Origin of the sequence: Chryseobacterium viscerum (genome assembly GCF_002899945.2) — a bacterium.
Classification (GTDB): Bacteria; Bacteroidota; Bacteroidia; order Flavobacteriales; family Weeksellaceae; genus Chryseobacterium; species Chryseobacterium viscerum.
This window is the reverse complement of record NZ_PPEG02000009.1, coordinates 1-24,266: the sequence shown is the minus strand read 5'-3', so window position 1 is coordinate 24,266 and position 24,266 is coordinate 1. Positions and strand designations below refer to the sequence as shown.

Annotated in this window: 14 protein-coding genes and 1 rRNA gene; 11 read left to right on the top strand and 4 right to left on the bottom strand. The window is 37.6% G+C overall.

Translation table 11 applies throughout. The features are described 5' to 3' along the window. The first annotated feature begins 175 nt into the window (after window positions 1–175). Window positions 176–1,159: a phosphatidylinositol-specific phospholipase C gene (locus C1634_RS19745; protein WP_228410120.1), complete on the top strand. Its 984-nt coding sequence runs from the start codon at window positions 176–178 to the stop codon at window positions 1,157–1,159. 207 nt (window positions 1,160–1,366) lie between these two features. Here the strand turns inward: C1634_RS19745 and C1634_RS19740 are convergent, their stop codons facing one another. The 3 genes from C1634_RS19740 to C1634_RS19730 form a co-directional block, all read right to left on the bottom strand. Beyond that, window positions 1,367–3,193, bottom strand: a complete 1,827-nt coding sequence (locus C1634_RS19740; protein WP_109739087.1) for an alkaline phosphatase — start codon at window positions 3,191–3,193, stop codon at window positions 1,367–1,369. A 156-nt stretch (window positions 3,194–3,349) separates the two neighbouring features. Next, a complete protein-coding gene (locus C1634_RS19735) occupies window positions 3,350–4,858 on the bottom strand; it encodes a RagB/SusD family nutrient uptake outer membrane protein (RefSeq protein ID WP_109739016.1) in 1,509 nt (502 codons plus the stop codon). 26 nt (window positions 4,859–4,884) lie between these two features. After that, window positions 4,885–7,773: a SusC/RagA family TonB-linked outer membrane protein gene (locus C1634_RS19730; protein ID WP_103232628.1), complete on the bottom strand. Its 2,889-nt coding sequence runs from the start codon at window positions 7,771–7,773 to the stop codon at window positions 4,885–4,887. A 394-nt stretch (window positions 7,774–8,167) separates the two neighbouring features. Between C1634_RS19730 and C1634_RS19725 the strand changes: the two genes are divergently transcribed. From C1634_RS19725 to C1634_RS19680, 10 genes are all read left to right on the top strand, one after another. Continuing rightward, on the top strand, window positions 8,168–8,956 hold the full coding sequence (locus tag C1634_RS19725) for an SDR family oxidoreductase (protein WP_103232629.1): 789 nt from the start codon (window positions 8,168–8,170) through the stop codon (window positions 8,954–8,956). A gap of 69 nt (window positions 8,957–9,025) precedes the next feature. Continuing rightward, on the top strand, window positions 9,026–10,702 hold the full coding sequence (locus C1634_RS19720; RefSeq protein WP_228410119.1) for a BamA/TamA family outer membrane protein: 1,677 nt from the start codon (window positions 9,026–9,028) through the stop codon (window positions 10,700–10,702). Window positions 10,703–10,909: 207 nt separating this feature from the next. Further along, the gene (locus C1634_RS19715) at window positions 10,910–14,050 is read left to right on the top strand and encodes a SusC/RagA family TonB-linked outer membrane protein (RefSeq protein WP_109739015.1); all 3,141 of its coding nucleotides are present in this window, start codon (window positions 10,910–10,912) and stop codon (window positions 14,048–14,050) included. Window positions 14,051–14,070: 20 nt separating this feature from the next. After that, window positions 14,071–15,591: a SusD/RagB family nutrient-binding outer membrane lipoprotein gene (locus tag C1634_RS19710; protein WP_228410118.1), complete on the top strand. Its 1,521-nt coding sequence runs from the start codon at window positions 14,071–14,073 to the stop codon at window positions 15,589–15,591. 82 nt (window positions 15,592–15,673) lie between these two features. Next, window positions 15,674–18,019: a phosphocholine-specific phospholipase C gene (locus tag C1634_RS19705; protein ID WP_103232631.1), complete on the top strand. Its 2,346-nt coding sequence runs from the start codon at window positions 15,674–15,676 to the stop codon at window positions 18,017–18,019. Window positions 18,020–18,206: 187 nt separating this feature from the next. After that, window positions 18,207–18,785 carry a hypothetical protein gene (locus C1634_RS19700; RefSeq protein ID WP_103232632.1) on the top strand — a complete coding sequence of 193 codons (579 nt, stop codon included), beginning with the start codon at window positions 18,207–18,209 and terminating at the stop codon, window positions 18,783–18,785. Between the two features lie 108 nt (window positions 18,786–18,893). Further along, entirely contained in the window at window positions 18,894–19,694 is an 801-nt protein-coding gene (locus tag C1634_RS19695; protein ID WP_103232638.1) for a WxL protein host-binding domain-containing protein, read from the top strand. Then, entirely contained in the window at window positions 19,687–22,440 is a 2,754-nt protein-coding gene (locus tag C1634_RS19690) for a COG1470 family protein (protein WP_109739014.1), read from the top strand. The genes C1634_RS19695 and C1634_RS19690 overlap by 8 nt, the downstream gene beginning before the upstream one ends. Then, window positions 22,437–22,970, top strand: a complete 534-nt coding sequence (locus tag C1634_RS19685; protein WP_103232634.1) for a hypothetical protein — start codon at window positions 22,437–22,439, stop codon at window positions 22,968–22,970. Before C1634_RS19690 ends, C1634_RS19685 begins: the two co-directional genes overlap by 4 nt. 9 nt (window positions 22,971–22,979) lie before the next feature. Beyond that, window positions 22,980–23,549: a hypothetical protein gene (locus C1634_RS19680; protein WP_123921514.1), complete on the top strand. Its 570-nt coding sequence runs from the start codon at window positions 22,980–22,982 to the stop codon at window positions 23,547–23,549. 644 nt (window positions 23,550–24,193) lie between these two features. Here C1634_RS19680 and rrf read toward each other — a convergent pair. After that, window positions 24,194–24,266 (bottom strand): 5S ribosomal RNA (gene rrf / locus C1634_RS26595); the annotation flags it as partial.

The following is a 24,266-nucleotide window of genomic DNA, read 5'->3' as shown; positions in this document are numbered from 1 at the left end:
CACTTTATATTTCCGGATCAAAAAATAAACTTTGCGTTAATAAAAGTCTTTCTTCCAGCTTCCTGACTTTATACCAACTTAATTATCTATTAAAGTTAAATTAACTCCTCATGTTTTGATATATTCTTATTTTTAAGCTGCATTAAAAAATAAAAAAACTATGTTCAAACAAAACATGAAACGTTTTACAGCCATCACTCTTGGGGTTGTGACTGCGTCTATCTTTTTTTCCTGTTCCAACGACTCCATGATGGAAAGAGATTCTAATGAAAACTCTTCAATGTCGTTAGCAAAAGTAAGCAATAAGACTTCATTACTGCCTATCGCAATGAATAGCTGGATGTCTGGTCTTCAGGATAATATTTCTATTTCAAAAATTTCCATTCCCGGAACTCATGATTCCGGAGCACGTGTAGATGCTCCAGTTGTATCAGGTACGGCTAAAACTCAAGACCTCAGCATTGCAGAACAACTGAATGCAGGAGTCCGTTTTCTGGATATCCGCTGCAGACATATTGACAATTCTTTTGCTATTCATCACGGAGCTATTTACCAAAATCTGAATTTTGATGATGTCTTGAATGCGTGTTATGCCTTCCTAAACAGCCATCCGTCTGAAACGATTATTATGTCTGTAAAGGAAGAATATGACGCTTCAAACACGACCAGAAGTTTTGAACAGACATTTGACTCATACGTACAGAAAAACTCTTCTAAATGGGATCTTGGAGCCAATATTCCTACATTAGGAGCTGTGAGAGGAAAGATCAAGTTATTAAGAAGATTTTCTTCGGGATCAACTAAGGGAATCAACGCTTCTCCTTGGGCGGATAATACGACATTTGACATCAACAATTCCGGTGTACAGCTGAAAGTTCAGGATTATTATAAGGTAACAAACAATGATGATAAATGGAACGGAATTTCCAGCCTGCTTAATGAAGCAAAAAATGATAGCAATGGTAAACTTTTCGTGAACTTCACCAGCGGATATAAGCCTGGAATCTTCGGGATCCCAAGCATTCCGACGGTATCCAACAATATTAATCCAAAACTTAAAACATTCTTCCAAACAAATACTCACGGATCATACGGAGTAACGCCCATTGATTTTGTGAATGCTGAGCTTTCTGAGCTCATCGTGAAGACCAATTTCTAATTTATTATTTGTTAGATATATTCATAGGCTGTCTCTCTTGTTGAGGCAGCCTTTTTGAATTTTGTTCTGCTTTTATTTCTTGCAGATTATCCAAAAACATCTGCTTAATCTGTGAACTCTGCGGGAGCTTTAAATTAACAAAAAAAAAGGCTGTTTCCCTAATGAAACAACCTCTCTTTGTAAAAGTAAAAGTATTAAAATTAAAAGCTATTTTTGAATTCCATAAGCTGCCAATATTTTATTGAAGATCTCTGTGTTTTCAAACAGTCCTGTGAATTCTTTGGAATTCGGTCCGTAAGCAAAAACACTTGCCGGAATAGAGGTATGATCATTGGTACTGAAATTTCCAAATACCCAGCCGTCTTTCAGGCTTCCATCCAAAAGCGTTAAACCTCCTGTTTCATGATCTCCTACGACAATTACTAAGGTTTCTTTATTCTCGTCAGCAAATTTCATCGCCTTACCAACTACATGATCAAAATCCAGTAATTCTGTAACCAGCTGTTCGATGTTGTTGCTATGCCCTCCTCCATCAGTCTGAGAGGCTTCTATCATCATAAAGAATCCTTTTTCATTCTTCTTTAAATCATTTAAGGTAAGGTCGAATGCATCAGCAAGCCAGTTTCCTCTTCCGTTGGTGATTCTTTGTGAAGCCAGAGGATCAATAACCAGAGTTCGGTTGTTTATTGTAGTCACAGATTTCAGATCCTGATACAAATCAACTTTAGCCTCTTTAAATTTTTTTAGATTTTCCTGGGATAATCCACTTGTAGGACCACCAATCAGAATTTTCGTTTTTGAAGCCGCAAAATCTTTCAGTATAGATTCTGAGCTGTTCCTGTTATCAGAATGCGCATAGAAGTCAGCAGGAGTAGCATCTGTAACATCTCCTGTGGAAATCAATCCTGAAACCATTCCTTTCTCAGCGATAATATCTGGAATCTGTGCCAGTGCTTTTCCCATATTATCAACCCCTACAAAAGTATTTTTGGTCTTTACACCGGTTGCAAATGCTGTAGAACCCGGTGCTGAATCTGTAATATAGGCATTGGATGAATTGGTTTTGGAAAGGCCTGTGGATTTCATGTTGAAAACATTCAGCTTTCCTTTATTGGCTGTAAAGGCAGCATAATATTGAGGCAAAGAAGTTCCGTCCGGAATAAGGAGAATAATATTCTTTACTTTTTTCTCCACTCCGTCTGATTGATAGGTCGGGGTATAAGTACTGTACTCTTTTGTATTTTTATAAAAGTTTTTCGGAATAGAATTCATGAACTTTTTAAGATCCGGAATGTGATCGGTATTGATATAATCTACTCCCAAATCCATAAAATTCACCCAAGCATTCGGAAAATCCGGAGCCCCGTAAAAACGAACAGGTTTTTGCTGGGAATGAGCTTTTTCAACGGCTGTTTTAATCCTTGCCGTTTCTTCGTCTCTAGGAATTCCTTTTCCATTCCATTTTACCAATCCCGGAAGGTCTGCACTGAACATCCCTACTCTTTTCAATTGGTCTGCAGAATAGCTTTTGTCAAGATCTCCGTCAAAGTAAAGATAATTCGGATAGTTTTTAAAATCTCCCGGCTGAGGTCTGTCTCCAGTAATCACAATTTTAATTCCTGTGTTTCCTGTAATCTCGGGATATTTCTTCAATGTACTGACCAAAGCTGCCAGTGATGTTTTATAATCTTGCTTAATATCAATCAGCAGCTGCAGTTTTTTGTTGGCATCCTGATAGATATTTCCTTTGTTCAGCTTGATTTGTTTTGAAATAGGATCGAGGTACAAATTTTCCAATGTTCTGTCTGCAGAAAGTTCTTTCTCGGTATGAGCTACCCAAAGTTGATCCTTTACCAGAAAAACATCTGCCTCTATGGAACCAAAATTGGCATAATAAGCCTCCCAAAAAGGGATCTCCTGCATATAATCATTATGTGAATGGGCATTCCCTACATTGTAATGTAAATAATTCTGTGCCTGATTTTTGGAAAAAATAGCCAGGGCTAATACAGCCCATATTTTTGATAATTTCATTCGTATATCTTTATTGTTTATGGATCGAAAGGAACGCCCAACATCCATATCTGTATATGTCCACATCTGCCATGGACGTTTCATAATCCCTTTGAAAAAACTATATCATCACAGAAATCTCTGCAATGATATAGTAGCCTATAATAAGGTTAAATTTTACCAGCCTTCATTTTGTTTGATGATCCCATGACTGTTTACGATTTCAGCCTGAGGAACTGCCCAAACATTATGTACAGCTGGATTAAAGTTTCTTGCTGCCCAGACTACCTGTCCATTGATACCGTGCAGAGGCTTAGCATACGCCGCCTGCGCATCTCCCCAACGTACAAGGTCTCTGTGCCTGTCTGCCCATTCACCTGCCAGTTCACAACGTCTCTCATGTTTCAGATCTGCCATGGTACACCCATTTTTTGCAGACAAACCTGCACGTACTCTGATCATATTGATCTCCTGGTCTGCAGATTTCCCCTGCATCAGTAAAGCTTCTGCTTTGATAAGAATTACCTCAGCATAACGCATGATCGGAACCGCAAGGTCTGTACATGGATAATCTCCGTTAGCACTCACGTGACCGCTGTTCAATTGATATTTGAAGGCATCCATATATTTATTGAACTGGTATCCGGTAAGGGAATTGCTGGAAGCATATGTTCTTTCCTTTCCATTAAATGTAAACTTGTCACCTATTTTCAGGATGGTAGCACTTCTTCTAAGGTCTCCTGCTTCGTACTCGTCAAATAGTTCTTTAGTCGGTTGGAAATATCCCCAGCCATTATACTCTCCCCATCCTTTATTTTCAAGCATTACTCCCGGAAGAATACTTCCCCATGCGGTAAACTTAGGCGTTCCAGGGATAGACCAGATATATTCTGAACTGTAGCTGTTTTCAGCCTTGAAGACATCGGAAAAATTGTTCAGAAGACTTCTATTTCCTTTCGTCATTACTTCATTAGCCCAAAATTCTGCATTCTTCCAGTCTTTCATAAACAGATATACTTTTGCTAAAAGCGCCCATGCCGCAGCTTTATGAGGTCTTCCATAATCTTTTGCAGGAAGCTCAGCCTGAGTAGGTAATAATTCTGCGGCTCTTTTCAGGTCGTTTACGATGTAAGTATAATTTTCCATCACGTTTGCCGCTCTCGGAATCGGATTGGGATCAGGATCTTTTGAACGGTCAATAATAGGAATTCCTGCTTTTTCATTCCCGTAAGAATAGGCAAGTTCAAAATACATTCTGCTGCTCATGAACAAAGCTTCTCCAAGATATTTGTTTTTGATAGCCTGTGAAGTCTGGATATTATCAATATTACGGATCACACGATTGGCAACTCCGATTACGTTGTATCTTTTGTTCCACTGGGTTTCAAGATCTCCTGCTGCGATGTAGTTGCTGCTGAAGTTTTTTGCATTATCCGCTTCACTTTTCGCTCTTCCGGTTACCATATCATCACTGGCATTGATAAACCAGAACAATCCTCTTCCATAAAATTCTCCGTCGAATAAAGGCTTATACATGGCGTTTGCTCCGGTAATCAGATCATTTTCTGTTTTCCAGAAACTGGCTTCTGTAGGGGTGCCTTCCGGCTGAACATCCAGCTCTCCTGTACACGATAAAAGCATTGCAGATATTCCTGAGATTAAAAATATTTTATTGAATAATTTCATTTTTTTACTTTTTGTTGGTTAAAAAATTATAAACCGATCTCCACCCCAAAGATGAATGAACGTGCCTGAGGATATCTTCCGGTATCTACACCATAAGAATTCATTCCTACTTCAGGATCAAATCCTGTATATTTCGTTATCGTAAACAAGTTGTTGGTTGTCATATACACTCTCACTTTGTTTACATCCAGCTTGCTGTAAAGCTCTTTCGGTAATGAATATCCGATAGTAAGGTTCTTCAGTCTTAAATAAGATCCGTCTTCTACATAGAAATCCGATACTTTGGAGTAATTACCGCTTGGATCTCCGTGTACCAGCCTTGGAATATCAGTATTCGTGTTCTGAGGCGTCCATGCATTCAGGATATCCCTGTCCATATTATAGTTTTGTCCTGTTCCACCTGGGTTCAAAGAAATAAACTTCATTCCGTTGAATATTTTATTTCCGTATACTCCCTGGAAGAATAGGTTCAGATCAAAGTTTTTCCACGTCATGTTATAAGAGAATCCGTAAGAGAATTTAGGATAGGGGCTTCCAAGATTGACAAAGTCATTATTATTAAGCACTCCTGTATTTCCTTCTTTCTTCAGGAATTTGATATCTCCGGGTTTAGCATTCGGCTGGATAAGGTTTCCGTTGGCATCTTTATAATTGTTGATTTCTTCCTGAGTCTGGAAAATTCCTCCGGTCTTATAGCCATAGAAAGAATATAGAGGATCACCTACTTTTATACGGGTTGGTTTCAATACTCCTCTTACTCCATTGTCGTTGATAAATATCTCATCTACATTAGCTAACTGCTTTACCGTATTTTTTAGTTGACTCATTGTCGCTCCGACAGAGAAAGTAAAATCACCTGAAACGACCTTGTTATAATTGATCCCTAATTCATACCCTCTATCCTGGAACAATCCTGCATTTACATACTGATTATTATAAGTTGCCGTACTTGGTAAGCTTACGTTGAAGATCTGATCTTTGGAATTCTTTATGAAGTAATCGAACTGTAAAGAAAGGCTGTTGTGAAAGAATGAAGCATCCACCCCGAAGTTGGTTTGCTCAGACTTCCCCCATTTCAGATCCGGATTTGGACGTGTAGTGGCGTAATACGCAATATTCTGTGAAGGATCCTGTCCAAAAATAACATTATTATCTCTCGTCATCAATGGATTCACAGCTTGTGGTGAAATTCCTCCAAGATTCCCCAGAATACCATAGCTTCCTCTCAGTTTCAGACTTGAAAGCCATGAAATTTCCTGCATAAAGTTTTCTTTCGAAACCACCCACGCACCGGAAACCGCATAATAGTTTGCAAATCTGTTTTGTTTTGCTACGAGTGAAGAACCATCACGTCTTCCCAATAAACTTACGATATACTTTCCTGCATAGTCGTAATTTACTCTCGCCAGATAAGAAACCAAAGACTGTTTGAATCGGTAACTGGAAACATCTTTATTAGTATCCGCCGCATTCTGAAGATGTTGGAAAACCTCAGCTTCACTTCTGAAGTCGTAAGATTTTGCTACAAAACCATCATCAATTGTTTTCTGGAAAGTAAAGCCTCCAAGAAAATCAAAATTATGCTGTCCGGCAGAAATTTTATAGGTTAACAACTGTTCTGCAAGTGCTGTAGATGAGTTGTTAGACTGGTATTCTAAATTATTGGTATCAAAAATTTTCCCGACTTCCAATACTCTGTACGTAAAGTTCTTTACATCCCCCAGCTTAAACGTCTGTGAGAAGTTGGAACGGAATTTTAAATCTTTTGCTAAAGTAATTTCAGCATAAGGATTGATTAAAATCTCATGGGTAGGATTTCTAATGCTGATCCTTTTAAGATAAGCAACCGGGTTGATCATATCTCCGTAACCTCCTGCCACATCAATCGGCAATCCAGAGAATGCACCGTTAGGAGTATACACCGGGACATTTGGAGGATAATACATGGCAGCCACTAAAGCTCCTGTATACCCACTTTTTGTATCGGCTGTATTTCCGTCAGAGTAATTATAGTACATATTTTCCCCGATCGTCAACCAGTCTTTTACCTTATGTTCAGAATTGACTCTGAAATTGTATCGTTTTGCCTGAGTATTCAATAGAATTCCTTCCAGACTTCTGTGGTTCATTCCCACAAAATATCTGGATTTTTCACTCCCTCCGCTTAGGTTGACATTGTATTCCTGAATAGTTCCTGTCCTGAAAATTTCTTTCATCCAGTCTGTTCTGGTAATTCTTCCGTCAGGATATTGGTTAGGGTTAAAAGCGATTGGTAAGCTGCCCAGTTTTCCGGCATTTTCATAGGCCTTGTACATTACATCCTGGAATTCAGCTGCATTCAGAGACTCTTTCAGTCTCCATGCCTGATTCACTCCGTATTTAACATCAAAATCTACCGTAAGATTTCCTTTTTTCCCTCTTTTAGTGGTGATAAGGATAACCCCTCCGGAAGACCTTGCCCCATAAATCGCGGCAGAAGCATCTTTAAGTACAGAAATATCCTGTATATCGTTTGGATTAATAGACGGTGTTCCGTTAAAAACCACTCCATCTACTACGTAAAGAGGAGTTTCTCCATTGATTCCTCCCAGACCACGAATATTTACCTTAGGTGCTCCGTTAGGATCTCCACCTTCGTTCACTACTGTTACTCCGGGAGCTTTACCCTGAAGAACTTCTCCTACCCCAGACAGAGACCTGGAAGTAAGCTTATCCAGTGAAGCCTCCGAAACAGCGCCGGAAACTTTACTTTTTTTCTGTGTTCCGTATCCTACAACGACAATCTCGTCGATGGATTTTTCTTTTAAGCTGTCTTTTTTTTGAGCGAGGAACATCGGTGAAGCTGATATTGCACCAATAAGTAATACCCTACCCGTTAAATAAGTTACTGAGACAGGGATTTTAAATACATTCATGATATCCTTTTTGATTAGGTGCAAAATTAGACCAGTCCGCTCCCACCACTCATTAAGGTTTCCTTATGTTTTTATTAAGAAATTTTAGCTTTTTACAGACATCACCTACCACACAGCAATAATAAAACACTCACAATCAACAATATATGTAATTAAAAGTAATCATTCCGTTGATATTCTATGCATGATTGAGATTAACTTTATTTTAAGTTTATCATCCCTTGAAAAAAATATCAAAACAAGCATTTAAGCCATTTCAGAAATAATAAGTGGCAGAGTTCCTATTTCTTTTTTTACATTTGCTGAAAATAGATTTTACTTTTGAACACAGATCTGCAAAATGGTCTGATGGATGTCAGAAGAAAAATAAAAACAATAAAATCATACGAATTCAATGACCATCATCATTACAGGAACCTCATCAGGAATCGGGTTTGCATTGGCCGAATATTTTGGAAAAAAAGGGCATAAAGTATACGGATTAAGCAGAAAGCACACAGAAAGCCAATATTTCAGGTCTATCCCTACTGATGTTACCGATAACACTGCTGTTCAGAATGCTGTTGCTGAGGTTTTAAAAACAGAAACAAGAATTGATGTTCTGATCAACAATGCCGGAATGGGAATGGTAGGTGCTGTGGAAGATTCCAGCAAAGAAGATATTTTAAAACTTTTCAGTCTGAATCTTGCAGGACCTGTACAAATGATGAGCGCTGTTCTTCCGAAGATGCGTGAACATAAATTTGGAAAAATCATCAATGTATCCAGTATCGGAAGTGAAATGGGTCTGCCTTTCCGTGGATTTTATTCAGCTTCAAAGTCTGCTCTGGACAAAGTAACGGAAGCGATGAGGTATGAAGTATACCCTTGGAATATTGAGGTATGCTCACTGCATCTGGGAGATATCAAAACTAATATTGCAGAAAACAGAGTTATAGCACAGGTTTCACAACCATATAAAAATGTTTTTGACAAAGTTTATGCGCTGATGAATTCTCATGTGAATGATGGAACTGAGCCTTTGGAAGTGGCAGAATACATTGAAAAACTTTTAGCAAAAAATAAATGGAAAGCTCATTATTATTTTGGTAAATTCGGGCAGAAAATCGGAGTTCCTTTGAAATGGATTCTTCCACAGGGAACTTACGAGAATTTGATGAAGAAGTATAATAAACTGGACTAGTTTCAGTTGTATAGAAAGCTAATTAATAATATAATTTGTAAACCATTAAGAAGGATTAAGTGGTAAAGAATGAGTAAGACAAGCTTTGCTTTACGTTTTATCTTATCATTACACTTAATTTCATCACTTGTACATTTGGGATTGAAACTGTTTCTGAAAATATTTTTTGTACTGTTCTGCGTTTTTACACAAGCGCAGAAGAAGCAATATTGGCTGATTGATACAGAAACCAAGGTCAGAAAAAAAGTAAAAGATTCCACTTCTGCCGTAAAGTTCCTGGACTCATTGGCCCAGAATAATTATTTCTTTACCAAACTGAAAGAGGTAAAAATAAAGGGCGACAGCACCGAAATTTTCTATGATAAAGGGAAGAATTTTAATCAAACTTATGTTAGCCTTACCGATTCTCTTGTCCAGAAGCTAAAGATTCAGAAAGATTTTTTTACTAAAAATTTAGATTCCACCAAGAAAAGCATCAACAAAACTTATATAGATGATGGGTATTCTTTCAGCAGAATAAAATCTAAATTTAAAGGACAGAAAAACGGTTATCCTATTGTAGAACTTGACATTAACAAGAATGATAAAAGAACGATCAATAATTTTGTCGTTAAAGGATATGAAAAAGTTCCCAGAAGATTCATCAAAAACCTGGAAAAGGAATTTAAAGGCAAAAATTACGATGACAAAAACCTTCTGGCTATCAATAAGACTTTTCAGAGCCATCCCTTCCTGACTCTTGAACGGCAACCACAAACCTTATTTACAAAAGACTCTACGAGTATTTACCTGTTTCTGGAAAAGAAAAAGACCAATACTTTTGATGGGGTAATTGGTTTCGGGAACGACAAAAGCTCCAAGTTTACGTTAAACGGTACCATGAATGTGAATTTCAGGAATATGTTCAACGGTTTTGAAACTGTCAATTTATACTGGCAGAGAAACCCTGATAAAGGACAGAATTTTGATCTGCAGGTAGATATTCCGTACCTGTTCAAATCAAATGTCGGGATGAATACAAAAGTAAATATCTACCGACAGGATTCTACATTTGCCAACGTAAAATTCCTTCCGGCTTTTTATTACCATATCAACAATCGAAATAAAATCGGTTTAAGAGCAACTTTGGAAAGCTCAACCATTATTGACACCCTGTACGTTCAGGGAAAAGATTATACCAAAAATGGGATCGGGGTATGGTTTGAAATGACCGAACCTACCGATATCGACCTTTTCCTTTATAAAACAAGGATCAATGCGGGATATGACTTTTTAACAACAACCTATTCTAAAAATAATATCAAAGCTACCCAAAACCAGTTTTATTTCTTTGGGGAACATAATTACCATATTTCAGGGAACCACTTCCTGAACATTAAGGCTGAAGGCGCCATGATGGATTCTAAAATAGAATTCTCTGCCAACGAATTATACCGTTTCGGGGGCTGGAACTCCATGCGGGGATTCAATGAGAACTCTCTCGCCGCCGACTTTTACTACTATGGAGGATTGGAATACCGTTATCTGATCGGTAATCAGGCCTTTTTCGATCTCTTTGGGCAATACGGACAGCTCAATAATAAATCGCTGAAAGTAAAGCCTAAACTCTACAGTGTGGGGCTTGGTTTTAATTTCTTCATTCCTATCGGTCTGATGAGTTTCCAACTGTCTAATGGTAACGAGTTCGGAAATCCTTTTAAGTTTAATGATATCAAAATTCACTGGGGAATCCTGAGCAGGTTCTAGAAATACAGCAAATTTTGTCCCAATATTTCAGCTTCCTATCATATTACTATTTATAATACAATAAAGCAAAAGTCCTTATACGAAAGACTGTTTTCATTTTACCATTCTATTAATTCTTTCTGTTAAAAAATATTAAAATCGTATTTTTATTTTAATACTTCATTAAAATACAGGTAACAGTGCTCCGCTAAATTTGTCTTCAAAAAAATGAAGAAGACTCTAGCTACTTTTGCCGTTTTTTTACTTCCCCTTTATTTTTCCGCTCAGGAAATCAATATCTCAGGAAATGTAAAATCAGAAAACGGTTCTAGTGTTTCCGGTGTAAACATCACCGACAAAAACACAGGAAAGACTGCTACTACAGATCAAAATGGTAATTTTACCATTTCTGCAAACCCTAAAGACATTCTTGAGTTTTTTGCTCCTGATTTTTCTGTTTATACCGTTGAGGTTTCTTCCAAAAAACAGTATTCTGTTGTTTTAAAAAAGCCAAACGAAAAACAGATTGAAGGGGTTGTGATTACCGCATTAGGTATTGCCAAGAAGAAAGAAAAGATTGGATATTCTACTCAGGAAGTGGGAACAAAACAGTTTGAAACCATCACCACTCCAAGTATTGGTAATTTATTCTCAGGGCAGGTAGCCGGTCTGAATGTTTCCAACCCAACAGGAATGCAGCAGGCACCACAGTTTACTTTAAGAGGAAACTCCAACCTGGTTTTTGTTATTGATGGGGTAATTGTCGAAAGAGAAGTTTTCCAGAATCTGGATCCTAACAATATTGAAAACATCAACGTATTGAAAGGAGCTACCGCTTCCGCTTTATATGGTTCAAGAGGTCGTTACGGAGCAGTTTTGATCACAACAAAAAATGCTAAGAAGAAAGGGTTTTCTGTGGAATTTTCTCAGAATACCATGATTACAGGAGGATTTACCAATCTTCCAAAAACCCAGACAGAATACGGTAACGGTTCTCACGGAAAATATGAATTCTGGGACGGAGCTGATGGTGGGGTGAATGATGGAGATATGATCTGGGGACCAAAATTTGTTCCGGGTTTACAGATTGCCCAATGGAACAGCCCTATCAGAGATAAAGTAACAGGGCAAGTAGTTCCATGGTATGGAGCAGTGACAGGAACTCAATATGATGATAAATCAAGATACGAAAGAGTTCCAATCGACTGGAAATACCACGATAACTTAAGTACTTTCTTAAAGCCTGCGGTAATTAACAACAATAATTTCGCCATCAGCTATAGAGATAATAAAGATATATACAGGTTTTCAGGAAACTTCATGAATTATGATGATCGAATTCCTAATTCCTATCTTCAGAAATACGGCATCAACTTCTCTTCTGAGAACCATCTGGGAGATAAATTAATATTTGATACGAAATTCAATTTCAACCAGGCTTTTACTCCTAATATTCCCAACTATAATTACAACCCAAGCGGACATATGTACACGATCCTGATCTGGATGGGAGGTGATGTAGACGGAAAAGCCTTGAAAAATCATATGTGGATTCCGGGAAGGGAAGGAACGGCACAAGCCAACTGGAACTACGCCTGGTACAATAATCCATGGTTCGGAGCTGAGTATTATAAAAATCAGAACAGAACGAATATCATCAACGCACAGACCGCTTTAGAGTATAAGGCTACCCAGGATCTTTCAGTAAAGGGTAGAATATCTCTTGTGGAAAATCATAGCAAAACGGAAGTATTGAGCCCTTATTCCTATTTCAATTACGATGCGCCAAGAAGTGGAGGTTATATTTTAAGGGATAACAAAACATGGAACCTCAATTATGATGTGCTGGCAACTTACAAGAAAAAAATATCTGAAAACTTTGATTTTACAATCAATGCTGGAGGTTCAGCTTTTTATTATAAAAACAATAATAACGAAAGATCTACGGACGGTTTGAAAATTCCGGAAGTGTACACGTTTGAAAACTCGATCGGCGCCCTGAAAAATTATTCCTATCTGAAGGAAAAGTTGATTTACAGTGCTTATTCTACGATTGATATCGGGTTGTACAATGCTTTCTTCATTAATATTTCAGGACGTAACGACTGGTCTTCTACTCTGCCTAAGGCCAACAGATCTTACTTCTATCCTTCAGCTTCCATCAGTGCGGTTATTTCAAACCTTGTAAAATTGCCGGAATCTATTAATATGTTGAAACTTTCTGCTTCATGGGCCAAAGTAGCGTATGACTTCCAGCCTTATTCTATCAGAAATTATTATCTGAATAATCAAGGAGTTACGTTCAACGGAAATCCTACGTATTATTATCCAACCACTCTGAACATAGAAAACTCTCTGAAGCCGGAGCAGACAAAATCTTATGAATTAGGGTTAAGCGCAGGTTTCCTGAACAACAGAATTACCTTAGATGCCACTTATTTCAGAACATTAGATTATAATAATATTCTTCAGTTCCCGGCTGCAGAATCATCAGGTTTCACTTCTCAATATGTAAACGGGAATGAGTATACTACCAAAGGATTTGAAGTTTCCCTTGGTTTGGTTCCGGTAAAAACCGCTGATTTCAGTTGGAAAACTTTGATCAACTGGAGTACTTATGAGCAAAAGCTGACTTCCATCTATGACAATATGCCGAACTACAAAAACATCAAGTTAGGTGAAAGAATGGACAGTTATTATGATTATACATGGCAAAAATCTCCGGATGGAAAAGTTATTCTTGATGCCAATACAGGAATGCCGACAAGAGCCAATGCACCAAGCAACCTGGGACATTTCAATCCGGACTGGACCTTTGGTTTCAACAACACTTTCAAATACAAAAAATTCACTTTAAATATTGGAATCGATGGAAGCATCGGAGGTGTAATGAGATCGCAGGTAGTAGAAAAAATGTGGTGGGGAGGAAAACATCCTAATTCCGTAGCGTATAGAGATCAGGAATATGCAAATCCGGGATCCTATTATTTTGTACCGGATGGGGTTAATTTTAATCCAACAACAGGTCTTTATACTCCACATACAAAAGCGATAAGCTTCCAGGACTGGGCGCAGAATTATCCATATCAGGCAAGAGTAACGCAGGATGAAAGTGAAGAGTTTGCTAACGTTTTTGACAGAACTTTCATTAAGCTTAGATCTGTAGTACTGGAATACGATTTCTCTTCATTACTGAACCCAAAAGGAATGGTAAAAGGTTTCACTGCCAATATTTCTGCTTATAACCTGGCGATGTGGAAAAAATCAAAGAATCTTTATTCTGACCCTGATTTCCAGGCAAAAACTGAAAACGATATTCAGGATCCTTCGAGCAGATGGTTCGGAATCGGTTTTAATCTTAAGTTTTAACTAAAAAGTACGTCAAGACAATGAAAAATAATATCAATAAAGTGAAAGGGCAAAAAGGTAAAACGGGAAAGTGGCTGATGAAATCTATATTTGCTGCAGGACTTCTGACATTGGCTTCATGTGAATCCAACCTTGATAAAATCAATGAAAACCCTAATGATCAGGCCAGCATTGATCCTAAATTTCTTCTGACCTATGTGGAAAAATATACGTTTCAGGTAAACGGTGATAATATGTATGCCTCAAGAATGATGATTGGTACGGATGGTGAAAATGCATACCAGTATATGAAATGGAATGATACCTCTTTTGAAGTCTACACCAAAGGACTCCTGAATACAGGAAAAATGATGCAGGAAGCTGAAAAGACAAAGAATAAAAACTATGCCGCTATTGGGAAATTTCTGAGAGCTTATCATTTTTTCAATATCAGCTTAAAAGTAGGAAGTGCTCCGTATTCTGAGGCTGCAAAAGGAGAATCCGGAATTACACAACCAAAGTATGATAGCCAGGAAGCCATCATGTCCGGAATTTTATCAGAATTGAAAGAAGCCAATGATCTTATTAATACCAATGATAAAATTGAAGGTGATATTGTTTATAATGGAGATGCTTTAAAATGGAAGAAACTCATCAACTCATTCCGTCTGAAAGTTCTGATCACTCTATCAAAAAAAACTACGGTAGGAAGTTATAATATTGCTACAGAATTTGCTTCTATTGCAGGAAGCCAGTCTCTGATGACTTCTATTGCAGACAACGGTGAGCTTAAGTTTGCGGATGCTGCAGACAGCAGATATACCATGTTTAACAACAGCGGATATGGTTCCAGTTTGTATATGGCAGACTATTTCATCAATCTATTCAAAAGCAGACAAGACCCGCGTCTGTTTACGTTTGCAGCACAAACTACCGGAGCTAAAGAAGCCGGAAAAGCCATCACAGATTACACAGGATACAACGGAGGAAACCCCACTTCTCCTTATTCTGACAATGCTGCTCTGATCACGGCAAAAAACATCTCTAAAGTGAACGACCGTTTTTATAAAGATCCAACCAATGAGCCGGCTTCAGTGCTGAGCTATTCTGAATTAGAGTTTATTCTGGCAGAAGCTACTGCCAGAGGATGGATTTCCGGATCTGCAAAAACACATTATGATAATGCCATCAAAGCAAGTTTCAGTTTTTATCAGACCTATGTAAAAAATCCGGGACAATATTTCTCAGGTTTTGATGTGAACCAATATCTGGCAACGCCATTGGTCGTTTATAATAATGCTGATCCTTTGCAGACACAGGTGGAAAAAATCATGACCCAAAAATATATGACGATGTTCCATCAGGCACAATGGACTTCCTATTTTGATTATTTAAGAACCGGATATCCAAACTATCCTCTGAAAGATGGGGTTGCTGCACCGTTCAGATTCAGATATCCACAGTCTGAATACAACTATAACAGCACTAATTTAAAAGCTGCAATAGCCGCTCAGTATGGAGGAAATGATAATATTAACTCTAAACCTTGGTGGTTACAATAGAAATCTGATTAATTTTATATAAAACAAAGAAACCGCAGGAAAATCCTATTAACTTGCGGTTTCTTTCTTATTACGATTGAATATGAACAGAAGAGAATTTTTAGAGAAATCAAGTCTTTTATTAGCAGGATTGGGAACTTCAAGTGTTCTTCATCCTTCCATTTTAAAAGCTTTAGCCATTGATCCGGCTGCCCAGTCTACATTTTTTGATGCAGAACATGTCGTAATCCTGATGCAGGAGAACCGCTCATTTGACCATGCTTTTGGGGCCCTCAAAGGAGTGAGGGGTTTCCTGGATAAAAGAGCTTTTGTAAAGCAGGATGGACATTCCGTTTTCTTTCAAAAGAATGACGAAGGAAAATATGCATCTCCTGCCCGTCTGGATTTAAGAAATACAAAATCAACCTGGATGAGTTCCCTGCCCCACTCATGGGCAGATCAACAAAAAGCTCTGAACAAAGGAAAATATGACCAGTGGCTTCAGGCTAAAGCTTCAGGAAATAAAGATTATAAAAATATTCCGTTGACATTAGGGTATTACAACCGTGAGGATCTTCCGTTCTATTATCAGCTGGCCGATGCCTTTACCATATTCGATCAGTATTTCTGCTCATCCCTTACCGGAACTACTCCAAACAGATTGTTCCTATGGTCCGGAACATTAAGAGAAGAGCAAAACGGAAAAGTAAAAGCCAATGTTGTCAACGAAAATATTGATTATGACAAAACGAAACAGGCAAAATGGAAAAGTTTCCCGGAGATTTTGGAACAGCAGAATGTTTCGTGGAGAATTTATCAGAATGAAATAAGCCTTCCAAAAGGAATGTCCGGAGAAGAGGAAGCCTGGCTAAGTAATTTCACTGACAATCCGATTGAATGGTTTTCAAAATTCAACGTAAAGTTTTCAAAAGGATATTATCAGAATATCCCTAATATCATAGCTTATCTGAAACAGGAGATTGAAAAAAATCCTAAGCAGAAAGAAAGACTGGAAGCCATGATGGCCGAAGTTCAGGAAGATCAGGTAAAATACCATCCGGATAATTATTCAAAGCTTTCAAAAGAGGAAAAAAACCTTCATGAAAAAGCTTTCACGACCAATGCAAACGACCCCGATTACTGGAATCTGGAAATCGGAAAGGATGAAAACGGAGAACGACTGGTTGTTCCGGAAGGTGATGTATTGTTCCAGTTCCGTAAAGATGTGGAAGAGAAAAAACTTCCACTGGTTTCCTGGCTGGTAGCTCCCGAACATTTCTCTGATCACCCGGGATCGCCATGGTATGGGGCATGGTATATTTCTGAGGTGTTGAATATTCTTACCAAAGATCCTGAAACCTGGAAAAAAACAATATTTATCATCAATTATGATGAAAATGACGGGTATTTTGATCACGTTCTTCCTTTTGCACCACCGGTGAATCCAAGCCAGCCTGTGGATATGAATGGGAAAGAAGGAGTAGAATATGTAGATCAATCTCAGGAATATATGTCAAATCCTTCATTAAAAAATTATGAAAAAATTGAAGGAACCGTAGGTCTTGGGTATAGAGTTCCCATGATCATCGCTTCACCATGGACAAAAGGAGGTTTTGTCAATTCTGAAGTTTCAGATCACACGTCTGTGCTGCAGTTTCTGGAGAAATTTATCATGAAAAAATTCAGTAAGAATGTTCATGTTGACAATATCAGTGACTGGAGAAGAGCGGTATGCGGAGATCTTACCTCTGCCTTCAATTCTTCCAGTGTAAAAGCTCCACAGATGAATTATCTGGATCAGAAAGAGTATACTAAAACCATCAATGCAGCCAAAAACAAACCTGTTCCCAATTTAAAATGGTATTCTGAAAGTGAGCTTAATAATCATTTACTTGAAATTCAGGAAAGAGGGCTGAAACCATCTAATCCGCTGCCTTATCATTTTCATGTCAATCTGGAAGGCGGGAATATAAAAATGAGCAATTTAAAAGAGAATGGAGTTCCTTTGCTTATCTATGACAGAACTCAATTCAACAGTACTCATTATCATTTTTCATATGCATTATATGCAAAGCAGGAATTGTCCCATGCTGTACATTCCGGAGCATATGAGTATGAAGTTTTCGGTCCCAATGGCTTTTTCAGGAAGTTTAAGGGAAGCAATATTCCAGAATTAGAGATAGTTTTGCTAAATATGACTTCAAAAAATCAGATTGAACTGATTATCAGAAACCACAAAAGCAAAAATATTTCCATAAGCATGGAAGATCTGTACGGAAAAACTAAAAAAACAATTTCTGTACAAAAACCGGAAGAAAAAATCAGTATCGATCTTGATAAAAATAAAGGCTGGTATGATTTGAAATTAACGCTAAACGATCATCTATGGCATTTTGCAGGAAGAATAGAGACCGGAAAAGTTTCTGTATCTGATCCGCATTGGGCATAAAAAAAAGATTCAAATATCTACAAAAACCTGTACCAAAAAGTACAGGTCTTTTTTTGAGTTATCTTTAAAACATCTTTCAATTATAATGCATTACATAACGCAAATAAGCATCAATATAAAAATTATCATATATTTTTTTCAAATTATACTGAATTTTGTTATATTCACTTAACTAATTATCAGTATCATGAAAAAATTAAATTTAACTATTGCAATGTCATTATTTGCGTTTGCTCTGTCTGGGAATCTGAGCGCCCAAGACCTTGCTACAGATAACCACACGGTTACCATTTCTATTCCCGAAGTTGCATTGGTAGATATTGAACCGGCTGCCACGAAAAATATTATTCTTGGATTTACAGCGCCTACAGAAGCAGGAAATCCTATTATTCCAGCTACGGCCAATACTACTTTATGGCTTAATTACTCTTCTATTAAATCTGTGGCAGATCCTACCCGTAACGTAAGCGTAAAAATGAACGCTATCATTCCTGGAGTAGATCTTCATGTAACGGCGGCGGCTGCCACCGGAGCAGGAGCAGGTACATTAGGAACTTCTGCAGGTCTGCTTACATTAACTGGTAGTGACCAGACTATTATTTCTGGAATTGGAAGTGCTTTTACAGGAAATGGAGCTAATAACGGCCACAATCTTACGTATGCTCTTGCTGCAGGAAGCGGCCCTGGAGGGGTGGCAGCTTATGCAGACTTACAGGCAACAGCTACTGTAGTAGCTACCGTTACGTATACAATATCAGATAATTAGAATTTAAATAAAATTCTTTTCTGCATTCGAAAACAAGAAGAAGCTGACATTCAGTTTCTTCCTGGTTTTGTATTATTAATGATTAACTCCAAACTTTAAATAATGATGATGATAAAGCGTATTCTTCTTTTGATCACCCTGATATTGCAGTTCAGCTTTTTACATGCCGGTATTGTGATTCTCAACGGGCTTACGCATTCTTACAAAATTGAAAACGGAAAGGTCTACAAAGGAAAAGTTGCCATTGAAAATACAAGCAAAAATCCTCAAAGTGTAAAATTGTTTTTACAGGACTTCACCTACCAGGCTGACGGAACTATCAACTACACAGCACTGCATACCAATAAACGTTCTAATGGAGAATGGGTAAAACTTAATACCAACCTGGTTACTCTTAAAGGTAAGGAGAAAACAGAGGTATTTTATGAAATTACGGTTCCCAATCAAGCCATTGATCCCGGAAGCTATTGGAGTGTCATCATTGTAGAACCGGTGGAGGACATAAAGCCTAGTGACAATAAAGCAGGAGTAAACATTACTTCTGTTATACGATATGCTATACAGATCATTACAGATTCTGAAACAGAAAAAGCCAAGCCAATCCTTAAGTTTGAAAGCGTAAAAGTAGAAAAACAAGAGGGAAAGCAGACTGTAATGGTGGCCATTGCAAACAATGGCAATCTTTATTGTAAACCAACAACGGCTATTGAAATCTATAATCGTAAGACGGGGGAAAAATTAGGTACGTATTCAAGTTTAACTATGGGACTGCTGCCCAATACGTCCAAAACATTTTACATTGATATCAGTAAAGTACCTCCTGAAAAATATAAAGCAGCAATTATAGCAACTGATGAAGAGGAGAATGCATTTGCACTCAATGTGGAATTAGAAGTAAAAAATGATTAGAACTTGGACTTTATTTATTATTATATCATTATTCCCGGTATTTATTTTTTCTCAACAGCAATCTAACCGATTGATGAGTAAAAAAGATAGTTTATTACCGGGAATGTCTACTTCTATCCCATTCACATTAGAAAATAATTCAGCTGAAAACAGGACATATGATATTTCTGTGGGTACCTCAAGTCCACATATCATCCCAATTTTAGCAAAAGGAGAACTTCAAATTGCTGCTCATGAAGTATCAGTCTATCTGGTTCCTTTACGTATTGCAACAGAAACTGGTCAGGGTATTTATTCTGTAACGTTGAATATTACAGACAGAAATAATGGAATATCCTTTGCAAAAACTTCAAAAATAACGGTTTCCGGAAACCGGAATATATCTGTCACAGCTTTGAATTCGCCAGAGTTTGTAAGGGCTGGAGAAACTATCCGCGCTTCTTTTCTTTTAAAAAATAATGGCAATGTAACAGAAGATATTATCTTGGAAAGTAAAAATGCGATTGTTGATAATGAATCATCATTAGTATTGGCACCCAATGACTCAAAAATCATAACGATTCACAAAGCAACAAATCCTGAACTTTCCCAAAACGAATTTCAGAACCTTAATCTTTCGGTCTATTCGAAAGGTAATTTCAAAGACAATCAGAGTGTCTATATAAGCACTCAGGTGATATCAGTAAAACCATCTGAAAACGACATTTATCACAGGCTTCCCGTTGCTGTTTCGTTATCTTTCATTGGAATGCAGAATATGGGAGTGTATAATGATGGTTTTCAGGGAGAAATCTACGGTAAGGGAACACTTGATAAGGACAATAAAAACCAGATTGAATTCCGTGCTGTCACGCACAATCCTATAGAGCTCAATACATTTACTCAATATGAGGAGTATTTCGTGAATTATAAACGGGATAAATTTTCGGTTCATCTTGGTGACAAAACTTATTCTTCTTCATACCTCACAGAGTTTGCAAGATATGGCCGAGGAGCAGAAGTTCGATATGATTTTAATAAAGTAAGTTTCGGTGGTTTTTACAACCATCCCAGATTTTTCAGGGATATAAAAGATGAGTTTAATTTCTATTCAGCTTTCAAGATCAGAAAAGAGTCTCAAATTTCTGTAGGATATCTTTACAAGACCCCCAGAAAGGGAGAGATCAATTACAGTGATGTAAGGCTAGACTCTGATGCCCATCTTCCTTATGCTAAAGGAAAATTTAAAATCACAAAAAATATTAATCTTTCCGGTGAAGCAGCATACAGTACAACAAAAAAAACAGATGGTACAGCTTATATCGTTCAGGCCGAAGCTAATTTTGAAAGATTCAATGGAAGCTTAATGTATATGAAAGCAAGCCCTGAGTTTGCAGGATATTTCACGAATACCAATACTTTTAACGGTAATATTTATTACAATATTTCTAAAAAGCTGAGTGTTTTTGCCAATTATATGCAGGACGCCAAAAATTTTCAACGGGATACCTTATTACTGGCAGCACCTTATCGAAAATATGTCCAATATGGGCTACAATACAAATATATGCCTAGTGGTTTTATCATCCTTAATAACGGCTATCAAACTTACAAGGATCGTTTGGAACCTAAACAGTTTGATTATTATGAACGGTATTTTAAAATCAGTATTAATCAACAGATAGGTGTATTCCAGATAAATCTTGACGGGCAGTTTGGGAAAACAGATAATTACCTTCTTGGATTTAGCGGCAACTCTAGTTTCTATTCTGCTAATCTCTCATTTCAGAAATTCAGAACTTCCTTTAATCTATTTGGAAGCTATGCCATCAGTTCAAGATATCAGCTCGAAAATCAGAAAAACTTTTATTATGGAGCAAGAATCTTCAGCCGGTTTTCTGACAAGACCAGCTTAAGCCTTTTTTATCAGAACAATTATATGCCGGAAGAGTATTTCAAAGACAGGAATTTATTTGAACTTTTGTTCCATCAGCAATTATTCCCGGGAAATGAACTTGATCTTTCAGGCAGATATTCATTACAAAGAGGAGAAATAGGAAATAAGGATTTTATATTTTCAATGCGGTATACATGGCGCCCTAATATTCCGGTACAGAAAACGGCTGAATATGTAACTTTAACGGGTAATATCAGTAATCTGGGCATCAAAAAAACTGAGGGAATAAAATTGATGCTCGGAAGTTATTTGTCAATTACAGATAAAGAAGGCAATTATTTATTTAAAAATGTTATCCCGGGCAATTATTTTCTGGAGATAGACCGATCAACGACGGATATCAGTGATATTCCGACCCAAACTTTTCCAGCGGCAATATCGCTTATTAATAAAGAAAATACTTTAAATTTCGGATTAACAACTGCCGCTAATGTTCAAGGACATATTCAGTTCCTTGAAACTGGAGAAAAAGATAAAACGGATATTGAACAGCTGCAGGCTATAAAAGGAAAGAAGAAAAGGGAAAGTATCATTGTAGAAGCCACCAGTAATGACCAGACTTATCGTAAGATCTGCTTCATTGGGGACGACTTTGATTTCACTTATCTCCGACCAGGGGATTGGATTGTAAAAGTGTACCGCAATGGTCTGGATAAGCGCTATAAAATTTCAACAGACAAGTTTCAGTTTACTTTAAAACCTACAGAAACAAAGAAATTGAGCATCAATGTTGTCAAACAGCAGATAGAAATAAAATACCAACAGGAGTCCTTAAAAGTAGGATATAATGAAATAAAAAAGAAAAGATGATTTTGATCCGTCCCATATTATTACTAGTGTCTTTTATTGCATCCGGTTGTATCTATTCCCAGACTGCCAGTACCACTGTTACCCTTACATTGCCTAAAGTAACTTTAATGGATATTGAACCTACGGGAAATATTATTTTAAATTTTACAGCACCTACTGAGGCTGGAAATGCTTTAGGGGTTCCAACTCCCAACACATCCAAATGGGTCAACTACACTTCTGCTATTGCCTCCGCAGGGCCTACCAGAAAAATTACGGCATCAATTAACAAACTTATCCCTGGAGTGAATATAAGACTTCAGGCAGCAGCGGCTTCGGGAGCAGGCGGAGGAACGTTAGGTACTTCTTCAGGGCAGGTTATTCTTACAACTACTCCTGTTACAATCATTAGTGGTATTGGAGGGGCATATACTGGTAATGGTCCTAATAATGGCCATGCACTTACCTTCTCGCTCGCTACTAATACTTATTCTAACTTAGAAGCACAGGCTAATACATCTATTATAGTTACCTATACCATCACAGAATAAAATCTAAAAATGAAAATCAACAGTCCTTTTCTCAGAGAAATACTCTTACAAAGATATCTATACATTATTGCTTTAATAATGGGCAGCTATCTTGAGGGGCAAACCATAAATATTGCGGGAACTAACTGGACGGTAAGTGTCCCTACAATCACTGAGGCTGGAACCAACTATACCGGAACTTATGACAATCCAAGCCAATTAACATTATCGGGTAATTTACCCGGATCTTTTCTAAATCTCCTTAGCAGTGCAGGTGCCAAGATCAGTATGCACTATGTTCCCACTTCCTGGAATAGTGCTTTGAAACTTTACGCAAAAAGAAGTGGTGGTACTACAGCGATCACCGGTCTTTGTGTATTATGTACCGCTACAATTTCCGGTGGAAATGTCAATTTTATAGAAATACCACAAGCCGGCTCTGTAACGCTTTCAACGATCACTTTTACCGGAGTATTAGGTCTTGGCAACAGTGTAAACTATTCTGCCATGAATGTGCAGCTGGAGATAGGGGGTGTTTCTGTAACCATTCCTGCGGCAACATATAGTGCACAAATAGTCTTTACAGTAGGAGCAAATTAAAGTTTCTTTTCAATATGATTTCAATTCAAATGCCATAAATAAGAACCGTTTCTTTATAGAAGCGGTTTTTTTATTTCTTTTGGATTAAAATAAGATGGGTTCTGAAGGCTTATCTTTCTTTTTTACACACCAATAGCTTTTACCGATGATAAGCTGTTTATGCCCTTAAAATGACGATGATAGATTATTGAATGATAAGTTATGAGTTATGAGATCCGAGGTTGGGGTTCGCGTTTCGAGATCCGAGGTTCGGGATGTGATTGATCAGTTTTGATTATTCTCCATGTATGATATTCAATAGGAGCGGGCTATAATCCTGAGCTTAGTCGAAGGAAGCCCGTTCTGGTCAAAAACTCCATTTCCATCTGGCTTTAGCCAAAACTTATCATTGGGATAATCCTATTAACCGAAATAAATAATAATAATAATAATAATAATGATGATGAAGCTCAATTAAAGATTGAAAGATGGCTCAGCAGGAATGGGTAATGAGCAATGAGGAATGAGCTGGAAAATAGAAGATAAGGAGGATTGGATGTAGAGATGGATATCTCAAGTATATTATAGAGGTTGGGTGGTGTAGGTATATAACAACAAAAAAGTCCTTTATCGTATGATAAAGGACTTTTTAAAAATAAAATAAAAACTGGCGGCGGCCTACTCTCCCGCGTTAGCAGTACCATCGGCGCTGGTGGGCTTAACTTCTGTGTTCGGAAT